General features: G+C 62.7%; 16 protein-coding genes. All 16 read right to left on the bottom strand.

Annotated elements, in window-relative coordinates:
• Nucleotides 1–187 precede the first annotated feature (187 nt).
• Nucleotides 188–934, bottom strand: a complete 747-nt coding sequence (locus NK8_RS05985) for a GntR family transcriptional regulator (protein ID WP_225936211.1) — start codon at nucleotides 932–934, stop codon at nucleotides 188–190.
• A gap of 296 nt (nucleotides 935–1230) precedes the next feature.
• The gene (gene ldcA / locus NK8_RS05980) at nucleotides 1231–2154 is read right to left on the bottom strand and encodes a muramoyltetrapeptide carboxypeptidase (protein ID WP_213228511.1); all 924 of its coding nucleotides are present in this window, start codon (nucleotides 2152–2154) and stop codon (nucleotides 1231–1233) included.
• Nucleotides 2155–2171: 17 nt separating this feature from the next.
• Nucleotides 2172–2720: a tRNA adenosine(34) deaminase TadA gene (tadA, locus tag NK8_RS05975; RefSeq protein ID WP_213228510.1), complete on the bottom strand. Its 549-nt coding sequence runs from the start codon at nucleotides 2718–2720 to the stop codon at nucleotides 2172–2174.
• A gap of 5 nt (nucleotides 2721–2725) precedes the next feature.
• A complete protein-coding gene (locus NK8_RS05970; protein WP_213228050.1) occupies nucleotides 2726–3124 on the bottom strand; it encodes a DnaJ family domain-containing protein in 399 nt (132 codons plus the stop codon).
• Between the two features lie 277 nt (nucleotides 3125–3401).
• The gene (locus NK8_RS05965) at nucleotides 3402–4157 is read right to left on the bottom strand and encodes an ABC transporter ATP-binding protein (protein ID WP_162065487.1); all 756 of its coding nucleotides are present in this window, start codon (nucleotides 4155–4157) and stop codon (nucleotides 3402–3404) included.
• Nucleotides 4154–5014, bottom strand: coding sequence for an ABC transporter ATP-binding protein (locus NK8_RS05960; protein ID WP_213228048.1), 861 nt, complete (start codon nucleotides 5012–5014; stop codon nucleotides 4154–4156). The genes NK8_RS05965 and NK8_RS05960 overlap by 4 nt, the downstream gene beginning before the upstream one ends.
• A gap of 1 nt (nucleotide 5015) precedes the next feature.
• The gene (gene nikC / locus NK8_RS05955; RefSeq protein ID WP_213228046.1) at nucleotides 5016–5927 is read right to left on the bottom strand and encodes a nickel transporter permease; all 912 of its coding nucleotides are present in this window, start codon (nucleotides 5925–5927) and stop codon (nucleotides 5016–5018) included.
• Between the two features lie 19 nt (nucleotides 5928–5946).
• On the bottom strand, nucleotides 5947–7014 hold the full coding sequence (locus NK8_RS05950) for an ABC transporter permease (RefSeq protein ID WP_213228044.1): 1068 nt from the start codon (nucleotides 7012–7014) through the stop codon (nucleotides 5947–5949).
• Complete coding sequence (locus tag NK8_RS05945; RefSeq protein ID WP_225936242.1) at nucleotides 7011–8579, bottom strand: ABC transporter substrate-binding protein; 1569 nt, start codon at nucleotides 8577–8579, stop codon at nucleotides 7011–7013. The genes NK8_RS05950 and NK8_RS05945 overlap by 4 nt, the downstream gene beginning before the upstream one ends.
• Nucleotides 8580–8629: 50 nt before the next feature.
• Entirely contained in the window at nucleotides 8630–9193 is a 564-nt protein-coding gene (gene ddpX, locus NK8_RS05940; protein ID WP_061175630.1) for a D-alanyl-D-alanine dipeptidase, read from the bottom strand.
• Nucleotides 9194–9278: 85 nt separating this feature from the next.
• Nucleotides 9279–9815: a 2'-5' RNA ligase family protein gene (locus NK8_RS05935; protein WP_213228040.1), complete on the bottom strand. Its 537-nt coding sequence runs from the start codon at nucleotides 9813–9815 to the stop codon at nucleotides 9279–9281.
• 39 nt (nucleotides 9816–9854) lie between these two features.
• Nucleotides 9855–10862 carry a DUF5655 domain-containing protein gene (locus tag NK8_RS05930; protein WP_213228038.1) on the bottom strand — a complete coding sequence of 336 codons (1008 nt, stop codon included), beginning with the start codon at nucleotides 10860–10862 and terminating at the stop codon, nucleotides 9855–9857.
• A gap of 58 nt (nucleotides 10863–10920) precedes the next feature.
• Complete coding sequence (locus NK8_RS05925) at nucleotides 10921–12168, bottom strand: Wadjet anti-phage system protein JetD domain-containing protein (protein ID WP_213228036.1); 1248 nt, start codon at nucleotides 12166–12168, stop codon at nucleotides 10921–10923.
• Nucleotides 12165–15548 (bottom strand): ATP-binding protein, encoded by a 3384-nt coding sequence (locus tag NK8_RS05920; RefSeq protein ID WP_213228509.1) that lies wholly within the window; start codon nucleotides 15546–15548, stop codon nucleotides 12165–12167. The genes NK8_RS05925 and NK8_RS05920 overlap by 4 nt, the downstream gene beginning before the upstream one ends.
• Nucleotides 15535–16176 carry a DUF4194 domain-containing protein gene (locus tag NK8_RS05915; RefSeq protein WP_213228034.1) on the bottom strand — a complete coding sequence of 214 codons (642 nt, stop codon included), beginning with the start codon at nucleotides 16174–16176 and terminating at the stop codon, nucleotides 15535–15537. Before NK8_RS05915 ends, NK8_RS05920 begins: the two co-directional genes overlap by 14 nt.
• A gap of 2 nt (nucleotides 16177–16178) precedes the next feature.
• Nucleotides 16179–17636: a DUF3375 domain-containing protein gene (locus NK8_RS05910; protein WP_213228032.1), complete on the bottom strand. Its 1458-nt coding sequence runs from the start codon at nucleotides 17634–17636 to the stop codon at nucleotides 16179–16181.
• Between the last annotated feature and the right edge of the window lie 182 nt (nucleotides 17637–17818).

The following is a 17818-nucleotide window of genomic DNA, read 5'->3' as shown; positions in this document are numbered from 1 at the left end:
CCCGGCGGCGGCTTTCATTTCACGCTCACGTGAGAGTGAGCGTCCTGTCCGATGCATCGCACGTTGCGGATTCTTGCGCGTGCGACTGTCCGCGCGCCCGGCGCGGATGCGCGGGGCACGGTCTCCAATTATTTAGTCCTGCTTCATTCAGCCGATGGCAGATGCTCCGATCTGCCGTGTTCCGCTGCTACGTGTCGAGCGTCCGTTCGCGCTCGGAGGGTCTTGCGAATACTTCCTTCAGATCGACCGCGCCACGCGCGGGCCGCTCCAGCATCTTCAGTTCGACATCGCGCAGATGCTGCGCCATCAGACCGGCGGCTTTCGTTGCGTCGCCGGTGTCGAGCGCGGCGAGAATCTCTTCGTGATCCTCGAACGAGCATGAACTCTTGCCGAGCGATTCATACAGCGCCGAAATCAGCGTCGAACGCGCGACGAGTCCCGACAGGCATTCGCACAGCACCGTGTTGCCGGTGAGCGCCGCGAGCTCGGTGTGAAACTCGCCGGAGAGCCGGATCCACGAAGAAAAATCGTGGCTTTCGAACGCGCGGCGCTCCTTGCCGATGGTCGCGCTGATCGACTTCAGCCGGCGCGTGCCGTGCCCCTGTGCGATCCGCTCCACCACCGCCAGTTCGATGATGCGGCGCATCTCGAACACCTCGTGCACTTCCTGCAGCGACGGACTCGCGACAAACGCGCCGCGATTCGGCTCCAGATCGACGAGCCGTTCGTTCGACAGTTGCGCGAGCGCCTGACGGACGGTGCCGCGCTTGACGGCGAACACCTCGCATAACTGCGCTTCGGTCAGCTTTGCGCCCGGTGCGAGCCGATGCTCGAGGATCGCGGCGCGGATGTTTTCGGCGATCGACTCGGCATTCGCTCCGTTCGGAGCGGCAACTGCGGCATTCGGGGCAGCACTACGCGTGGTGTCGGACATGATGTGCTCGCTTGCATGTTAAGCATCTTAGAATCGACATAAAGATTGTCAACAATTCATTTGAGAAATCGGTGACTTTCGGCCGTATTTCGTTGGCTCGGCTAGCCTTCATCTCAATACGGACGGGCCTCTCGGCCAATTTATCAAGTTTTTGTCAGCATTGCCGCCACTTTTTTGTCGACAATCTAAAGGTGAGCATGGTGCGCGGTTGAAGTCCGGATGGTGCAAATTAAGACCGTTAGTTGCGAGCTAAGTCAAAAAACGAGGCGCTCAATAAGCGCCTCCTGATCGTCGAATCAAGCCAGATGCGGGTAGTCGGAGAGTTTCAGCGTAAAACCCCGCTCCGTCGCGACGAGATGCGCCGTTGCACCGAAAGGCAGCGTCAGAAGATTTTCGATGTGCCCGAACTGCAACCCGGTCACCACCGGAATGCCGGTCACGGCTCTGACCTGCTCGATCATCGCGTCGAGCGAGTAGCCGTTGTCGTACTCAGAGAGCCTGCCGCCGGAAAACTCGCCCATCACGATCGCCTGCTGACGGCCGAGCATGCCGGACTGATGCAACTGATAGATCATCCGCTCGATGCGAAACGGATGCTCGTTCACATCTTCGAGGTAGAGAATTCCGCCTTCGACCGGGGGCAGATACGGCGTGCCGACGAGCGACGCCAGAATCGCGAGGTTGCCGCCCCACAGCATGCCGGTCGCGTTCACGGTCTGGCGCTGCGGCGTGTTGCTCGTCACCGTGAAGCTCGAATGGGAGATCGCGTTCCAGAAATGCTGCATCGTGAACGCGCTCACCTGTTCCGCGCCGAAATCACCCGCGAACATCGGTCCGCCGAAGCTTTTCACGCCGGCATGCGCGAACAGCGCGCACTGGATCGCCGTGAAATCGCTGTGCCCGACGATCGCCACCGGCTGATCGGAAAGCCTGCGCAAACCGACATAATCGAGCCCGTGCAGAATGCGCGACGCGCCGTAACCGCCGCGCACCGCCAGTACGATGTCAGGCAACCGGCGCGACGGATCGGCGAGGCGATTGAGATCGGCTGCGCGCTCGGCATCGGTGCCGCCGAAGCGCTGAAAGCGCCGGCGCGTCGCTTCGACGTTTTCGAGCCGATGCCCTTCCCTGCGCAATCGCCCGACGCCGCGTTCCACTGCCGCCGGATCGTGCGGATAGCCCGAAGGCGCGACGAGATCAATGGTGCGTGATTTCACGATGTTGTTCGTTGGATTCGTTATCGGGCTTCTCGCGCGCGGCGCGCATCGCGTTCTTCGCGCGCCAGGCGGCGGCGTTCCGCGAAGAAATTCTTGAGCGCGTGTCCGCATTCGTCGGCGAGCACGCCGCCTGTCACAGTGGTGTGATGATTGAGCTGCGTATTCGCGAACATGTCGACGACACTGCCGCACGCGCCCGTCTTCGGGTCCGTCGCGCCGTAGACGACGCGCGAGATGCGCGCGTGCATGATCGCGCCTGCGCACATCAGGCACGGCTCCAGCGTGACATAGAGTTCGCAGCCCGGCAGTCGATAGTTTTCCAGCTTCTGGGCGGCGGCGCGCAGCGCGGCCATTTCGGCATGCGCGGACGGATCGTGTCCGCGAATCGGATGATTGAAACCGGTGGCGATGACATCATTGCCGAGCACGATCACCGCGCCCACGGGCACTTCGCCCGCGCGACGAGCTTCGTCGGCGGCGCGTTGCGCGAGCGCCATGAAGCGGCGATCGCGTTCGTTCGAATGATCGTCGATGGAGGCGATGGGCGCGGGATCGGGCGCGTCCGGCATCCCGGTCACTTGGCTTCAGCTTCCAGCGCCACGCGCGACTGCGCGCGCTCGGAGAGCCGTTCGGCGATGCGCCGGCGATACTCATGCGGCACGCAGCCGCCGCCACGCAGCGATTCGAGCGCCATGTCGAGCGCGAGCATCCGCGCTTGCAACTGGCAACGGGCAGCGGGGTCCGTCACCTTGTCGAACTCTTCCTGAAGCCCGCGCAGCGCGCGAAGCTGTTCGACGGCAGGCGGGATGAAGCCCGCGTTCTTGAGGATTCGATTGGCGACACGCACTTCCTCGGGCACGAGGACGTCGTCGTCGAAGTTGAGCGGAGCGCCCGCGCCCGGCAGGTTGTTGAACTCGCCACGCGTAGCGGCTTCGTTGATCCGCTGTTCGACCAAAGCATCTAGCAATTTCATCGGGGATTACGACCGGCTTTCACCCGCGAACGGGCACGGTCTGTCACGATTTCCGTTGGTTAGCTCGAAGTCGGAAGGCAACCGGAAGACCACGCTTGCGCGTTGTTCGGCACGTCTCGACAATCCAGTGTCTATTCTATCAGCGGCTGCCTAGAGGTTTTCGTCGGGGGCGCGCGTGTTCACGGCGTGAGGCCGTATACCGGGCTTATTGCTGTTCTTATGCGTCGTTTGCGCAACATTCGTTGACGGCGTCGCAGCAACTGTGCTTGTACGATGTCTAACCGCCCGGCATGCGCTCCAACGCCCCGCCGCCGCGCGTATAGCCTTCGGTCGCAAGCAGAAGCCGCCGCGTGTACTCATGGGAAACGTCGCGCGAGCGCACCGCGTCCACACCCAGTTCCTCGACGATCTCGCCATTGCGCATCACCGCGACGCGCTGACACAAAAAGCCGATCACCGCGAGGTTATGACTTACGAGGATCATCGTCAGCTTGCGCTCGCGATGCAAACGGCGCAGCAGATTCAGAATCTCGGCCTGCACCGAGACATCGAGCGCGGAAGTCGGCTCATCGAGCAGCAGCACGCGCGGCCCGACGATCAGCGCCCGCGCGATCGACACGCGCTGCCGCTGCCCGCCCGACAACTGATGCGGATAGCGAAAGCGGAACGCCGGCCCGAGCCCGACTTCGGCGAGCGCATCGAGGATGCGCGCGTCTTCGTCGCCGATGCCGTTGATCGCGAGCGGTTCGCGCAAGGTCTTGTCGACGGTAAAGCGCGGATGCAGCGCGCCATACGGGTCCTGAAACACCATCTGCACGTCGCGCCTCGCGGGTTGAGAACCGATGCGTATGCTGCCGCCCGCAAGCGGCGTCAGCCCGGCGAGCGCGCGCAGAAGCGTCGACTTGCCGCTGCCCGATTCGCCGACGAGCCCGAACACCTCGCCCTCCTCCACGCGCAGGGAAACGTCGCGCACGGCGTCGACGTGGCCGGTCTTCGTCTTGAAGCGAATCAGCGCGCGCTCGATGTCGATCATCGCGTGGTCCTTTCATCGAGCCATGCCGGATCGCGGCGCAGCGTCGGCAATTCGTCGGGCGGATTGTCGAGCGGCGGATTCGCTTCGAGCAGGCCGCGCGTGTAGGGATGCGTCGCGTGAACGAGATCGCGCGCGGCGCACGTCTCCACGACGCGCCCGCCGTACATCACCGCGACGCGGTCGCAGAACGACATCACGAGCGGCAGATCGTGGCTGATGAAGACGAGCCCGGTGTCGTGGCGCTCGATCATCTCGTCGAGCACGGCGAGCACCTGCATCGACACGAGGACGTCGAGCGCGCTCGTGGGTTCGTCGGCGATCAGGAGGCGCGGGCCAGCGGAGACCATCATCGCGATCATCACGCGCTGGCCCATGCCACCGGACAGCTCGTGCGGATACGCATCCGCGACGCGCTGCGGATCGCGGATATGCACCGCTTCCAGCGCCGCGACGATGCGCTCGCGCAGCGCCCGCCTGCTCTCTTTCACGCCCTGCCGCACGAAGGTTTCGCGCATCTGCTGTGCGACCGTCATCACCGGGTTGAGCGAGAATTTCGGGTCCTGCAGGATCATGCTCATGCGCGTGCCGCACAGGCGCCGGCGCTCCTTCGGGCGCATCGCGAGCAGGTCCTGTCCTTCGAAGCGCAACGCCTGCGCCGACCAGTTCGCCTCGGGCGGCAGCAGTCCGAGCAGCGCGCGCCCCGTGAGCGATTTGCCCGATCCCGATTCGCCGACGATGCCGAGCCGTTCGCCGCGCCGCACCGTCAGCGACACGCCGCGCACTGCCGGCATGAGCGTGCCGTCGTGGCCGGCGAACGATACTTCCAGACCTTCGATCTGCGCGAGCGGCGTCGACATGTCAGCCTCCATGACGCGGATCGAAGACGTCGCGCAGACCGTCGCCGAGCAGGTTGAACGCGAGGCTCACCGCGAGGATCGCGAGGCCGGGGATCGTCGCGACCCACCAGGCATCGAGCAGCACGTTGCGGCCCGCCGCGACCATGTAGCCCCATTCCGGGCTCGGCGGCTGCGCGCCCAGCCCGAGAAAACCGAGACCGGCGACGGCGAGAATGATGCCCGCCATGTCGAGCGTCGCGCGCACGATCACCGACGACGAGCACAGCGGCACGATATAGCGCAGCAGAATGCGCGGATGCGACGCGCCTTGCAGACGCGCCGCGTGAATGTAGTCCGACTGCGCGAGCCGCAGCGATTCCGCGCGCGCGAGACGGGCATACGGCGGCCACGCGGTGATCGACAGCGCGATCACCGCATTGAGCACGCCCGGCCCGAGCGCGGCGGCGAATGCGAGCGCGAGCACGATCTTCGGGAACGCCAGCGCGACATCGGTGAGCCGCATTAGCACCGTATCGACGATGCCGCCGCAATAGCCCGCCACCGTGCCGATCAGAAGCCCGACCGGCACGACGAGCACGACGACGAGCATCGCGATCGCCAGCGTGAGGCGCGAGCCGTGCACGAGCCGCGAAAGGATGTCGCGGCCGAGTTGATCGGTGCCGAACCAGTGCGCCGCGCCGGGCGGCGTGAGACGTTCGGCGAGCACTTGCTGCAATGGATCCTGCGTGACGAGCAGCGGCCCGACGGCCGCGACCACGATGAGCAGCAGCAGGATCGCGAGCCCGACCATGCTCAGCGGATTCGACGAGAACCGCCGCCAGCGCCGATACGCGCGGCCGAGCGCGGCCTGACGCGGCGACGCGGGCGTCTCGGTGAGAAGCCACGTGCGCAAGCCCGTTCGCACCGGTTTCATCTGCGCAAAGTCCTCCATGTCAGCGCGAGCGGGGATCGAACACGCGATAAAGCGCATCGGTCAGCAGATTGAGCGCGATGAACGTCGCGCCGATCACGAGTGTGCTGCCGAGCACGGCGTTCATGTCGGCGTTGAGCAGCGCGCCCGTCAGATACGAGCCGATGCCCGGCCACGCGAACACGATCTCGGTGAGCACCGAGCCTTCGAGCAGATAGCTGTAGGCGAGCGCGATCACCGTCAGGAGCGGCACCGCGATGTTTCCGAACGCGTGCCGCCAGATCACGCGGCGCTCGGGCAGGCCTTTCGCGCGCGCGGTCGTCACGTATTCCTGGCTCAGTTGTTCGAGCATGAACGAGCGCGTCATGCGCGACAGATACGCGATCGAATAGAACGCGAGCACGCCCGCCGGCAGCGCGATATGCGAGAACGCGTTTTTGAACACATCCCATTCGCCGGCCATGATCGAATCGATGAGCAGGCTGCCCGTGTGTGTATCGACCATGCCGTCGTAGACCGGATCGATGCGTCCCGGTCCCGACACCCAGTGCAGCCGCGCATAGAAGAGCAAGAGGCCCATGAGCGCGAGCCAGAACACCGGCACCGAACTGCCCGCGAGTCCGATCACGCGCGCCACGTGATCGACGATGCGGTTGTGCTTCACCGCCGCGGCCACGCCGAGCGGCACGCCGATCGCGACGCCGATGAAGGTCGACAGCGTCGCGAGTTCGAGCGTCGCGGGAAAGACGCGTTTGATGTCGTCGATGACCGGGTTGGCCGTCAGCAGCGAGATGCCGAGGTTGCCGTGCAACACGTCGCGCGCGTAGATCAGGAATTGATCGATGAGCGGCTTGTCGAGCCCGAGCCGCAGGCGTGCGGCCGCATACGCGCTCGCGGATGCGCGGTCGCCGAGAATCGCGAGCACGGGATCGATCGGTATCTTGCGGCCGATGAAGAACGTGATCGCGAGCAGGCCCGTGAACGTGATGGCGAGCATCGCGATCCAGCGCGCCAGCGCGAGCGCGATGCGTACGCCGCCGCGCCGCGAACTCGCGGCGCGCATGCGCTCGATCAGCGTGACCGTGCTCACTGCTTCTTGATATTGCGGTACGACACGAGATCGTTGATCGGCCCGACTTCCAGACCGGTCACGCCGGGACGCGCCGCCACCTGCGACACCTTCTGGAACATGATCACGAATGGCGACTTCGCGAGCACTTCGCGCTGCATCTTCTCGTAGAGCTGCGCGCGCTTCTTCGTGTCGCTTTCGGCAAGCGCGGCATCGGTTTCCCTGGTCAGTTGCGGAATGTCCCAGTCGTTGCGCCACGCGAGCATCTTGTAGCTCGACGCATCCGAGTTGTCCGGGTTCCATACGAAGCCCTGCGCGTTGCTGTGCGGATCGATGTAATCCGCCGACCATTCGCCGATATAGATGTCATGCGCCCGCGCGCGATAGCGTCCGAGCGTCTGCTTGTTGTCGCTCGGCATGAGCTGCACCTTGATGTTCGCGAGCGCGAGATTCGCCTGCACCGCCTGCGCGATCTCGCTGTACGGATAGTCGTTGCGCACGTCCATCTTCACCGTGAATCCGTTGGCGAGCCCGGCCTTCGCAAGCAGCGCCTTCGCCTTCGCGACATCCTGGTGATACAGGTTTTCGTTCAGCGCGCCGAGAAAGCCTTCGGGCAGAAACGTTTCGTGGACCTTGTAGGTCGTGCGGATCACGTTCTTCTGGATGCCCTGATAGTCGATCAGCCACTTCATCGCTTCCCAGACTTCCGGCTTCGCGAAATTCGGGTTCTTGTTGTTGAGGCCGAGATACATCAACGTGGCTTGCGGGACGGCGCTCGCCTTGATGACGCCGTTCTTCGAAAGCGTGTCGAGATCGTCCGGGCTCAGATCGCGCGCGACGTCGATATCGCCGTTCTGGATCATCAGGCGCTGGCTCGCCGCCTCGGTCACGTGACGCAGCACGATTCGCTTCATCGCGAGCGGGATGCGGTAGCCCTCGAAGCGCTGCAGCACGATGCTGTCGTTGGCGGTCCACTTCACGAGCTTGTACGCGCCCGAACCGGCCTCGTTGGTCTTGAGCCACTCGTTGCCATAGTCGTTGCCCTTCGCGTGCGATTCGGCGAGCTTGCGATCCACCACCGACGCCGGCCACGAACCGAGCACATTCAGCACGAAGGTCGGCGCGTAACGTCGATCGGTGGTGATCGCGACGGTCGTGTCGTCGATCTTCTTCACGTTCTGCAACGCGTTCGCCTTCGTGAGGCCGATGCCCGCGAGCACCGCCGCCGCGCCCTTGTCGAGCAATGCGGTCCGTTGAATGGACCACGCGACGTCGTCGGCCGTGAGCGGATTGCCCGAATGGAACTTCAGGCCCGGGCGGATCTTGAACGTGAAGGTGAGACCGTCCTGACTGACGCTCCAGGATTCGGCGACATCGCCATTGAATTTCGACGGGTCTTTCAGATCGACGCGCACCAGGCGGTCATACGTATTCGCGACATATTCCTCCGGCACGAGCTCGTAGATTTCGCCGGGGTCGAGCGAGGTGAACTCGTCGAGCAGCGTCGCCATGACGAACATGTCCTTCGGCGTGGCGGCCTGTGCGCTCTGAAAGCCCGTGAAAGCCGTCAGCGCCGATGCGAGCATGACCGCTGCCAATGCCTTTTTCATGGGTGGTCGTCCTGTTGTCGTCGGGTTCACATCAGCCGCAACGGGCCGCTTTCTTCGTTGTCGATCAGAGCAAGTTCGCGCGAGCCTGGCAATTCGTAATGCCACCACTCGCTTTTGATGTGCGTGAAGCCGGCGCCGTGCATCACGCCGAGCAACAGCGTGCGGTTGCGCTGCACATGCTCCGGCAGGCCGAAGTGGAAATGCTCGGATTCGACGACCATCGCGTCGAAGCCGGTGCCCATGTCGAGTTCGTTGCCGTCGCGATCGACGAGCGTGAGATCGACCGCCGTGCCACGGCTGTGGTTCGAACCGCGGCCGAGTTCGGCGATGAAGGTCGGGTCAGGCAGGAAGTCCCACAGCACCTTTTGCGCTTGCGGCGGGCGATAGGCGTCGAAGATCCTCAGCGTCGTGCCGATGCTGCGCGCGATATCGACGGCTTTTCGTAATGCCGCTTCGGCGGGTTCCAGCAAGAGACAGTGCTGGGCTTTGTAGATCGGTTTGCCGGTGAAGTTGCGATCGGTCGCGTAGACGAGGTCGATCTGGACATCGTGGGTTTCTGGCGTGATGTGCAGCAGGCGGGATCGCGTCATGGGTTGCATGCGGCTTCGATTTCGATAGACGAACCTTAACGCGTTAGAAAATTTCGCGAAACCCTTTGTCGGATCGTTTCGGCAATCAAAGCCCGAGGGGCCAGCGCGCGAGGACGTCGTAATGCGATTTGCCTAGCACGCTGCGCACGAGCGCAAACTCGCGCGCGGTCCAGGTGATGGGTGTGACGGGTTCGCGCGCGATGCGCTGCTCGTCGTAGAGCAAGGTCACGTGGGGCGTGAAGCGCGGATGGCGTTGTGCGGCGCCGAGGGCTTGCTGGAGTGCGGCGAGTGGCCCGGTGACATCGCCCGAGAGAACCAGCGGACGCTTTGAGCGACGGCCGGAGAAGCTTTCGATCCGGTCGAGCGTCACTTCGACGGGTGACAGCGCGATTTGGGAGGCGGCGGCACGCGCTTGCGTGAGCACATCGGCGGGGAGGCCCGCGAAAGCGCCGAGGTAATGGAGGGTGACGTGAAGGCGGTCGGTGGGAATCGGCTTCGCCTTCAGCTTATGCTCGATGCGCAGCCGCGCGGCCAGTTCGGCGATGCGCGCGGCGGCGGGTTCGTCGGGATAGAGCGCGAAGAAGAGCGAGTCGGTGATGCGTGAGGAGAAATCGACACTCATGCTCCACAATCCTCCGAGTCCGCACACGCTCAAAAATGGCTACTGTGTCTGCGAGCCGCTACGTCCTTCATAAGCTGTCAAGATCAGCGGCTTTGTCTGCTCGAACTCGTCGAAACTGCCGATCGACAACTCCAGATCGCCCGTTCCCCAGTGACCAAATTTTCGCGCGTCGCGGACATTGCCCGGCAATGGATCGATCTTGTCGGGATCAAGATGAAGAAACAGCAAAAACCTGGCCTTCTGCGGGACGATGGAAGCGAAGTTCTTTAGCCTTTTGAACGCGACGTAGAGTTTTAGTTCTTTGCGCTGAACGTCGTCCCCCAGGGAGCCGATGAAATCTTCCATCGATGTCAACAGTTCCAGCATTTGAGATGGGTACTGTTCGACCCATTCAGCGTAACTCTTGTCGCCACCAGGACTGAGCGACTTCGACGGCACTGGGGCTACCGTCGGCGCCACCTGCTCCGCCGGTGCCGCAGAAACAGGCGGGAACACCGGCTTCGTAGGAAGCACCTTCGGGGCCGCCGCCTTTGGTTTGGCGGCGCTCGTTGCGTTGACCAACTCGAACAACAAAAGGTCCGCCCCGAACCGGCGGTATCGAATCAACTCGACGTTACGATTGATCTGCTGTACTGCGTGAACGTCGTATCGGGTGAAATCGGCCGCAATACAAAGAAGTCGAGGCACACTCCAATCGATCAGAGCCGCCGCCTCATGACCCAACTTGTCCATCGCGAGCAACTTGAATTCGGCCTGATGATCCATCAGCCAATCAAGATAGAACAGGCCCTGATTGATTACGTTCTCGCCCACGGAGCGCTTGTATTCAAGGATCACCGGACTGTTATTCTCGTCCAGGCCCAATGAGTCGATCCTTCCCGAATGAGTCTTGCCCGTCGCGTATTCCGTCGCCAGAAAGCGAATCCCCAGAAGCGCTTGCAAGTTCTGTTCGATCAGGGACTGCAACGGCTTTTCAAGATCGGGAGCGTGGCCGTCCAACTCCACGGCGACGCCATCGACTAGCTTAAAGAGCTTGATGTCACTCATTATTTTCTTAATAGTATCGTGAGTTAGAAATCGTCTGGCGCAGTAGAGACCGCCATTTTTACTGTCTCGCAATCGTGGCGAGTGCAGCTTCAACCCAGTGGAAGCCAATACGCTCTTGCTCCAGGCGCAGCTTTTTTCGAAGCCGGTTATCCCGCAGATCGTTGAATAGCGCTTGCTCCGCATCGTTGAGCCGCGGCATGTCGCGCAGCACCTGGTCATGCTCCTCACCCCATTGAGCTTCGTGGGCCATCAGAGTCGCCCGGTCCATCAGGAATGACTCGACGTGGTCGAAGCGGCTGCGCAACTGGTCGAGGATTGCGAAGCCATGCGTATCGATATCGCCCCAATAGTGGATGCTGCAGCGGGAAAGCCATGCTGCTTTCGACAGCGCGTCCCATCCATAGCCTGCACCAAAGATGACGATCGTATCGGCCAGAGGCGGGAAAGCGAGGAAGTTTGTCTCATTCTCAGTGATGAAGACCTGGCGGATCGGCACGGCTAGCGCGGCAAAACTGACTGCATCGACTGCAATATCGGGGAGCGCAGGGCCAGGAAGCATTGGCAAGCGCGCGTCGAGCACGCGAAACCGGATACGGACAGGCTTGTCGAGGAAGCCGTAACGGGCGGCGAATTGCGCTCCCCCGCTTTTCTCCGTCGCAACGGCCTCTGGCAGAAGAACAAGATCGAGCCATTCTGTCAGCACGCCGCGCCAATTTTCGATGAACTTGCTGTGCACACCGGCAATGTCTACTTGTCTCAGGTAAATGCCGGGACGCGGATGCCGTACGATCCAGCCGACCACCGACAGCAGACGCTCACATTCGACGTTCAACTCCAGTGCCTGCAGCGGACGCCGGCGAAACCACGCCAGTAGCGCCGGCTGCCGCGAATCCACGAGCGTCAACAACCGGCCGAAACGCGCCGCGTCGCCACGCTTGCCGATCATTTCGAGCGCACTGTCGAGATCGTCGATCCAGACCGCCTGCGGAACGCGCTGAACACCGAGGACTCGATGATTGAACTCGCGCCATTCAAGCCGGATCTGCGCCACAGCGGCGAGCTCAGCAATCCATTCACGTACAGCCTGGAAACGTTCGGTGAGCTCGGCCGAAGCCGGCCCCCTCAGGACGAGTCGCAGCGGAAAGGTACATCCGGAGCGCAGCCCAACCTTTGTCTCGTCGCGACCGACAGCCACGGCGCTCGGCGCCGCACTGGCGTCGTCGGCAATCATGCTGCGCAACAGATCGCCCCGCTCCCACAAGCGGCGCACCTGAGCTTTCAGGTCGCTGGCGGTCGTCCAGCTCACAGCGAGCCCTCCGCCTTGCGCGCAAGATGCTCCTCGATCGACAGATTGCGCAGCTTCGAGGCCCGCCCTTCGTCGTTATGCACGAAGCCGACGCTGGACACGAACGGCTCGATGATATGGATTTTCTGCAGCGGCGTAACGATCAGCAGTTGCAGATTGAGCTGCCTGAACAACTTGAGCCCGTATTGCGCGGACTCGTCCGAGCCGCGTCCGAACGCCTCGTCGATGACCACGAACCGGAACGAGCGTGACCGTACCGCGCCCCATTCCAGACCGAACTGATACGCGAGGCTGGCCGCGAGAATCGTGTAGGCCAGCTTTTCCTTCTGCCCACCCGACTTACCGCCCGAATCCGAATAGTGCTCGTACTCCGTGTCATCTTCGCGCCAGCGTTCGCTTGCGGCAAACAGAAACCAGTTGCGCACGTCGGTGACCTTCGTCGTCCACCGGCGATCGTGATCCGATAAGCCTTCGCGCCCGCGAAACCGGTCGATGATCGCCTTGACCTGCAGAAACTTGGCTTCCGAATACTGTGCATCGTCCGAACCGGTCAGCGTACCTTCCGTGCAGGCGCGCAGCTCAGCCTGAAAGTCGCGGATGTCGGCATCGGGGCTCGCCTGGCATTCAAGCACGATATAACGACCAGGATCGTAGTCGATCTGTGCCAGTGATTCATTGATGCGGGCGATGCGCTCCTTGATCGTTTCGCGTTCCCGGGCGAGCTGCCCGTTGAAGTTGGCAATCTCGTTGATCGTGTTGATGTTCAACAGCTCCTTGAAGCGAGCCTCGAAGCGCGGAAGGTCATCGCTATTCAGACGAGCCAGCAGTTCGCGATACTCGAAGGCGGCTTCGAGGCTCGCGTCGAAGTCAGCCGTGTCGAGCTTGTAGGCGTCCTTGAACGTCGACATGTTCTTGATGATGCGCTCGGTGAGGCGGTCCAGGCGCTTGGCCTCGGCGTCCATCTGTGCCTGCAACGCGTCGCGCAGTTCGCGTTCACGGTTCTCGCATGACTCGACCGAAAGCTGATGCTCGCCCAGGATCTGTGCGCGCAGCACGTCCAGCCGCTCGCGGGTATCGTCGGCAATGTCTGCCAGCGATGCGGCGGTTTGCTCCCGTAGTGCGTCGGCCGCTTGGCGTTTGGCGTCGATGCCGCCCAAGTCCCGGTCGACGTCCGACAATGCCTTCTCGCTGTCCTTCAGCGCCGCCCGCATCGACTCGAGTTGCGCGGCCAGTTCCAGCAACGCATTGCTCGCGGCCTCCAGACGTGTTTTTTCATCCTGCAGCCGGGCGATCGTGGCCGAGCAGCTCTGCCAATCCAGCTCACGAAACTCGTTGAACTCGTTGAGCGCCGCCAATACCTCCAATTGCCGCCGCAGCGTCGTCTGTTCGCCCTGCGCCCTGGCGATCTGACTACCGATGCCGGCGATGCGCATCTCGAGCGCACGCAGTTGCCCTTCGAGCGCGGCGATCTTGGCGGCGTTACTCCAGCCGAGGACGTAGCGGCTGCGGTCGTCGAGACGATGGCGGTCGTCTTTCTCGTGGCGCTCGCCGGGCGCCTTGATCTGCCCTGCGCGAGTCAACGCACGGGACTCGCGACGAAACTGCTCCGGCGTCGCGCAGCACGCGTAATCGAAGCGCTGCGCCAGTGCCCGCTCCAGCCAACTGTAGAACGGCGAGTCTGGTTTAATCGCCACGTTACGCACCAGCGAATCACGATGCAACTCGGCGATGTCCTGGTCACGCGCAGGTCGCACGCGGAAATAGACGAGCCGTCCTGCGAGGTGCGTGCGATCCACCCATGCGGCGACATCGGCATAGTGTGCGTCGGGCACGAGCAACGAGAGGCCGAAGTTATGCAGCACCCGCTCGATCGCGCCTTCCCATTCTCGCGCCTCTTCACGCACCTGCATCAGCTCACCGGCGAACGGCATGCTGTCTTCGTCGAGGCCAAGTGCAGCGCACAATGCCGAACGCATGGCGACCCGTTCCATTGGAATATTGCTGCGTCGCGCCTTCAGGCTCGCGACTTCCTCGCCCAGCACGTCGTGTTCGCGCTTGCCCTCGCGCAGCGACACGCCCCACTCGGTGATCTGGTTCTGCAGATCGGCTTCTCGCTGACTCACGCCCTCGCGCAGATCGGCCACCTGCTGCCGCTGCGCGATGAAAGCGTGCTCATCGGAAGTAGGGGTTTCGCCAATCGCGGCTAGCAATTGCGCATGACGTTCGGCGCGCTGCTGGCGTCGATTGCGCTCGCGTTCCTCGTCGCGGATATGGGCAGCAAGCTGCTCCAGCCGGTCGCCGCCTTGCTCGCCCATGGCACGCTTGAGGCGGTCGACTTCCGTTCGTTCTCGATCGCACTGCTCGATGCGCCGTTCCTTCTGCGCGACGGCGCGCGCATGATCGTCGGCGAGCAGCTTCAATCGCCGATCCAGCAGACCGAGCTTCAGTTCAGCGAAGTATGGCTTGAGCGCATCGCGGCAAACGCGCGAAGCCTCCTGTTCCGCCGTCAGCGCGCCGTGCTGGTCGCAATCCACCACCAGGGGCCTCAGCAGTTCCACCTGACGCTTGGCCTTGAGGACCGCCTCATGCGCGCGATTCAGATCGTCGAAGTGCGCGATCAGCGCGGCAATACGAGGCGCGACGTCGAACGGTTCGAGCATGTGGCTGCGCACGAAGTCGGTCAGGTTACCGACCGACTTCATCGACACCGTCTGATGAAACAGCTCGAGCGCCTGTTCATTTTCGATGCCAAAGCGCCGGCGAAACCATGCGCCGTATTTCGGAAAGCTGTCCTCGATTTCCGCACCCAGGCCACGCAGTTTTTTCCGCAGTTGCGCGATATCGGAGCCGAAGTGGACGAAATCCGTCGCTATCGACATGTTCCGCTCTGCGCCCACGTAAAAACGCATGGGCTGGCTCTGCGCCTCTTTCATCCAGAAGACTTGCGCGAGCGTGATCGTCTGGTCATACCCGGCGTTGTGGAACACGCCGAGGATCACAGAGTAGCTGTTGCGGTCCCGCAGGGAAACGGGCCGGGCTGTGCCGGTCACCTCGTTGCGCTCGGACTTGTAATGCCCGAGCACATACGAGCGCAGCGTCCGCTCCTTGCTGTCCGCTCCCGCCGCCTTGTTGTAGGCGATACGCTGCGAGGGCACCAGCAAGGTTGTAACGGCGTCGACGAGCGTCGACTTGCCCGAGCCGATGTCGCCGGTAAGCAGTCCGTTCTTGCCATCCAGCTGAAGCGTCCATACGCGCCCGTCGAATGTGCCCCAGTTGAAAACTTCCAGCCGGGTCAGTCGAAAACCGGAGAGCGTGTCGTCGGCGAGAAAATCCAGCTCCAGCAGTTGTGGAATCGCCTCGTTCGGCTCATTCATCGGCATCGACTCCCGGCGCGGCCATCGTGTCCGCCAGTTGCGCCTGGTACGCGGCAAGGCGAGTGTCAAAGTCGGACAGCCATTGCGCGTCGACAAACGCCTTCAATATGCGCCGCACCTCGAAACCGGACGGGCCACCGCTCGCGACTTTCAACCGGCGCAGAAATCCCAGCTCGACGATCTTGTTGATATGCGTCTCAATGTGATCGATCAGCCTCGCTTCATTGCTGCTATCCGGAAGAAAGACCCTGATGAGCTCGACGATGTCGTCTCGCGACAAAACCAGCCGCGTATCGCCGCCGCCGGCATCGAATTCGGCGAGCTTCTTGCGCAGCAGGGCCAGCAGCAAGCTGACCGGAAAAGAGATCGGCCGTCGCGCGATCAAACGCGGCGGCCTGAACGCTGCGTCGTCTTCAGCCTGCTCCGGACGGCTGCGCAGGAATGCGTAGCCTTCGGCCTCGTCCAGCACCAGCTCCAGTCCCAGTACCGACACATAGTCCCGCACGCGCGCCTGCAGATCGAGCAACGCGCCCCACCGACGTTCATCGTCCTCGCGATAGATCACGCCCTTGAGCAGCGTGATCGCCAGCGTCGACAGATCGGCGTTCGTTGCCTCTTGCCGCGCATCCTCCATCTTCACCTCACAAAAATCACGCGCGGCAGCCGGGCGCGCCGTGTCCTTGGTGTTTCGTCGCGACGGTTTGTTGTATGCCACGCAATGACTTCGTGCGCATCTTCGTCGACGACCGTCTTGAAAGCGTCGCTGCCCAGTTGCAGGTACGCGACCAGTTCCGCGAGCCCTTGTTGCAGCGGGTGCAATTCAATCAGCTCGCGCAGCGTCACTTGCGACCGATCCTGCAACGCCTGGCGGATATGACCCGCGAGTTGCGCGCGATCCACCACCACTTGCGAATACAGCGCGGTGGCGTCCAGATCGTCATCGCCCGCTTCCAGCATGACATCCTCAATGACCGGCTTTTGCACGGGCGTATGCAGCGGACGTTCCATGGGAAGCTCGACGTCGGATGACGAACCGGCGAGATCCATTATCCCACCCACCGGCGGCGTGTCGCGTACGGCCAGCGCCCTGGCTTCGATGCCGTGCAGGATATCCATGATGCGGCGGTTTTCCAGCCATGCCTGGTCGTCGAGGAACCGGCGCAGCTGCTGCGACAGTTGTGCGACCGTGCGCTGCGTGTGTTCGCCCGCTTCCAACCAGTCGTAGTGCACACGACCGGTACGAGCGTCAGGCTCCATTCTGGCCACCGCCGGTAATGCGAGCACGCGCGTGAGCCGTTCGGTGAGCTCCTCCTGGCGAGTGCTGGACATCAGGAAGTCCCAGAATGCCCGGAAGCTTTTGCCCTGGTCCGAGTCACCGATCGCATCGCGCTCACCCATGATCTCTTCGAGTAGCGCGCCCTTTGAACCCTCCCATAGCGCGATGCGCTCGCGCACGCGACGGTCGAGCATGCGGAAGTTCTGCTCTACCTCGCGAAAGTCGGTGAGCAGGTCGCGCGCCAGTTGCACGAATTGCTGAAAGCGATCCTTGAGGGCCGTGTCGTCCAGCAGCGGGAGGTCTCCGGATATGACCCGCGCGATTTCGGCATCGATCTCGTCACGACGCTTGCGCAATTCGGCAACGCGCTTTTCCGGATCGGCTTCGCTGCCTTCGCTCATTTGCCGCAGCAACTCAAACAACGTCAGCAGCCGTGATTCGGTGCCGACGAAGCTGCGTTCCGTCAACGCGTCCAGCCAGACAATCGCTTTTTCCGTCGCTGGCGTAAGGTCGAAGTGAGGTTCGTCCGAGCCCTGTCGGTAGAACTTGCGCAGCCAGCCTTTGTCCGGATCAGCCCAGTCGTTGAGGTAGTCGAGCGCGCGTTTTGGATAGGCGTCCGCGCCCAGGCGATCGCGCAGCGCATACAGTTCGTCTTCCAGCGCTTCGGACAAGTCAGCGGCGGACATCGCGCGCACGTTCGGCGCTACAAAGACGCGATGCAGGAAGCTCGCCACCAGCGGGGCGTGGTCGGAACGCAAGAGCCGCCATGCAGGATGGTGCGTGCGAAGGGCGTCGACAGTTGAATAGTCGAGGGGCATGGTTTGGGTCTCGGGCCGGATCCCATCAATGAGTACGAGCCGGTCGCGAGTTCAGATTAACGCGAAAATTGTAGCGGTACGCCGTTTGCGTGCCCAATGTCAGCTGCAACGGGAAACCTGTCGTCCCGGAGCCAATTGTTGGTTGCATCGTCGGGACAGGCGCAAAAGTTATCGCCGGGTCG

This window comes from Caballeronia sp. NK8 (assembly GCF_018408855.1).
GTDB lineage: Bacteria > Pseudomonadota > Gammaproteobacteria > Burkholderiales > Burkholderiaceae > Caballeronia.
The sequence above is the reverse complement of the archived record's forward strand: the minus strand, read 5'-3'. Positions and strand labels throughout refer to the sequence as shown.

Coding starts and splice junctions, on each gene's coding strand:
- NK8_RS05985 (WP_225936211.1), bottom strand. CDS start 934: ATGTCCGACACCACGCGTAGTGCTGCCCCGAATGCCGCAGTTGCCGCT.
- tadA (WP_213228510.1), bottom strand. CDS start 2,720: ATGCCGGACGCGCCCGATCCCGCGCCCATCGCCTCCATCGACGATCAT.
- NK8_RS05970 (WP_213228050.1), bottom strand. CDS start 3,124: ATGAAATTGCTAGATGCTTTGGTCGAACAGCGGATCAACGAAGCCGCT.
- NK8_RS05965 (WP_162065487.1), bottom strand. CDS start 4,157: ATGATCGACATCGAGCGCGCGCTGATTCGCTTCAAGACGAAGACCGGC.
- NK8_RS05960 (WP_213228048.1), bottom strand. CDS start 5,014: ATGTCGACGCCGCTCGCGCAGATCGAAGGTCTGGAAGTATCGTTCGCC.
- nikC (WP_213228046.1), bottom strand. CDS start 5,927: ATGAAACCGGTGCGAACGGGCTTGCGCACGTGGCTTCTCACCGAGACG.
- NK8_RS05945 (WP_225936242.1), bottom strand. CDS start 8,579: ATGCTCGCATCGGCGCTGACGGCTTTCACGGGCTTTCAGAGCGCACAG.
- ddpX (WP_061175630.1), bottom strand. CDS start 9,193: ATGACGCGATCCCGCCTGCTGCACATCACGCCAGAAACCCACGATGTC.
- NK8_RS05935 (WP_213228040.1), bottom strand. CDS start 9,815: ATGAGTGTCGATTTCTCCTCACGCATCACCGACTCGCTCTTCTTCGCG.
- NK8_RS05930 (WP_213228038.1), bottom strand. CDS start 10,862: ATGAGTGACATCAAGCTCTTTAAGCTAGTCGATGGCGTCGCCGTGGAG.
- NK8_RS05920 (WP_213228509.1), bottom strand. CDS start 15,548: ATGCCGATGAATGAGCCGAACGAGGCGATTCCACAACTGCTGGAGCTG.
- NK8_RS05915 (WP_213228034.1), bottom strand. CDS start 16,176: ATGGAGGATGCGCGGCAAGAGGCAACGAACGCCGATCTGTCGACGCTG.
- NK8_RS05910 (WP_213228032.1), bottom strand. CDS start 17,636: ATGCCCCTCGACTATTCAACTGTCGACGCCCTTCGCACGCACCATCCT.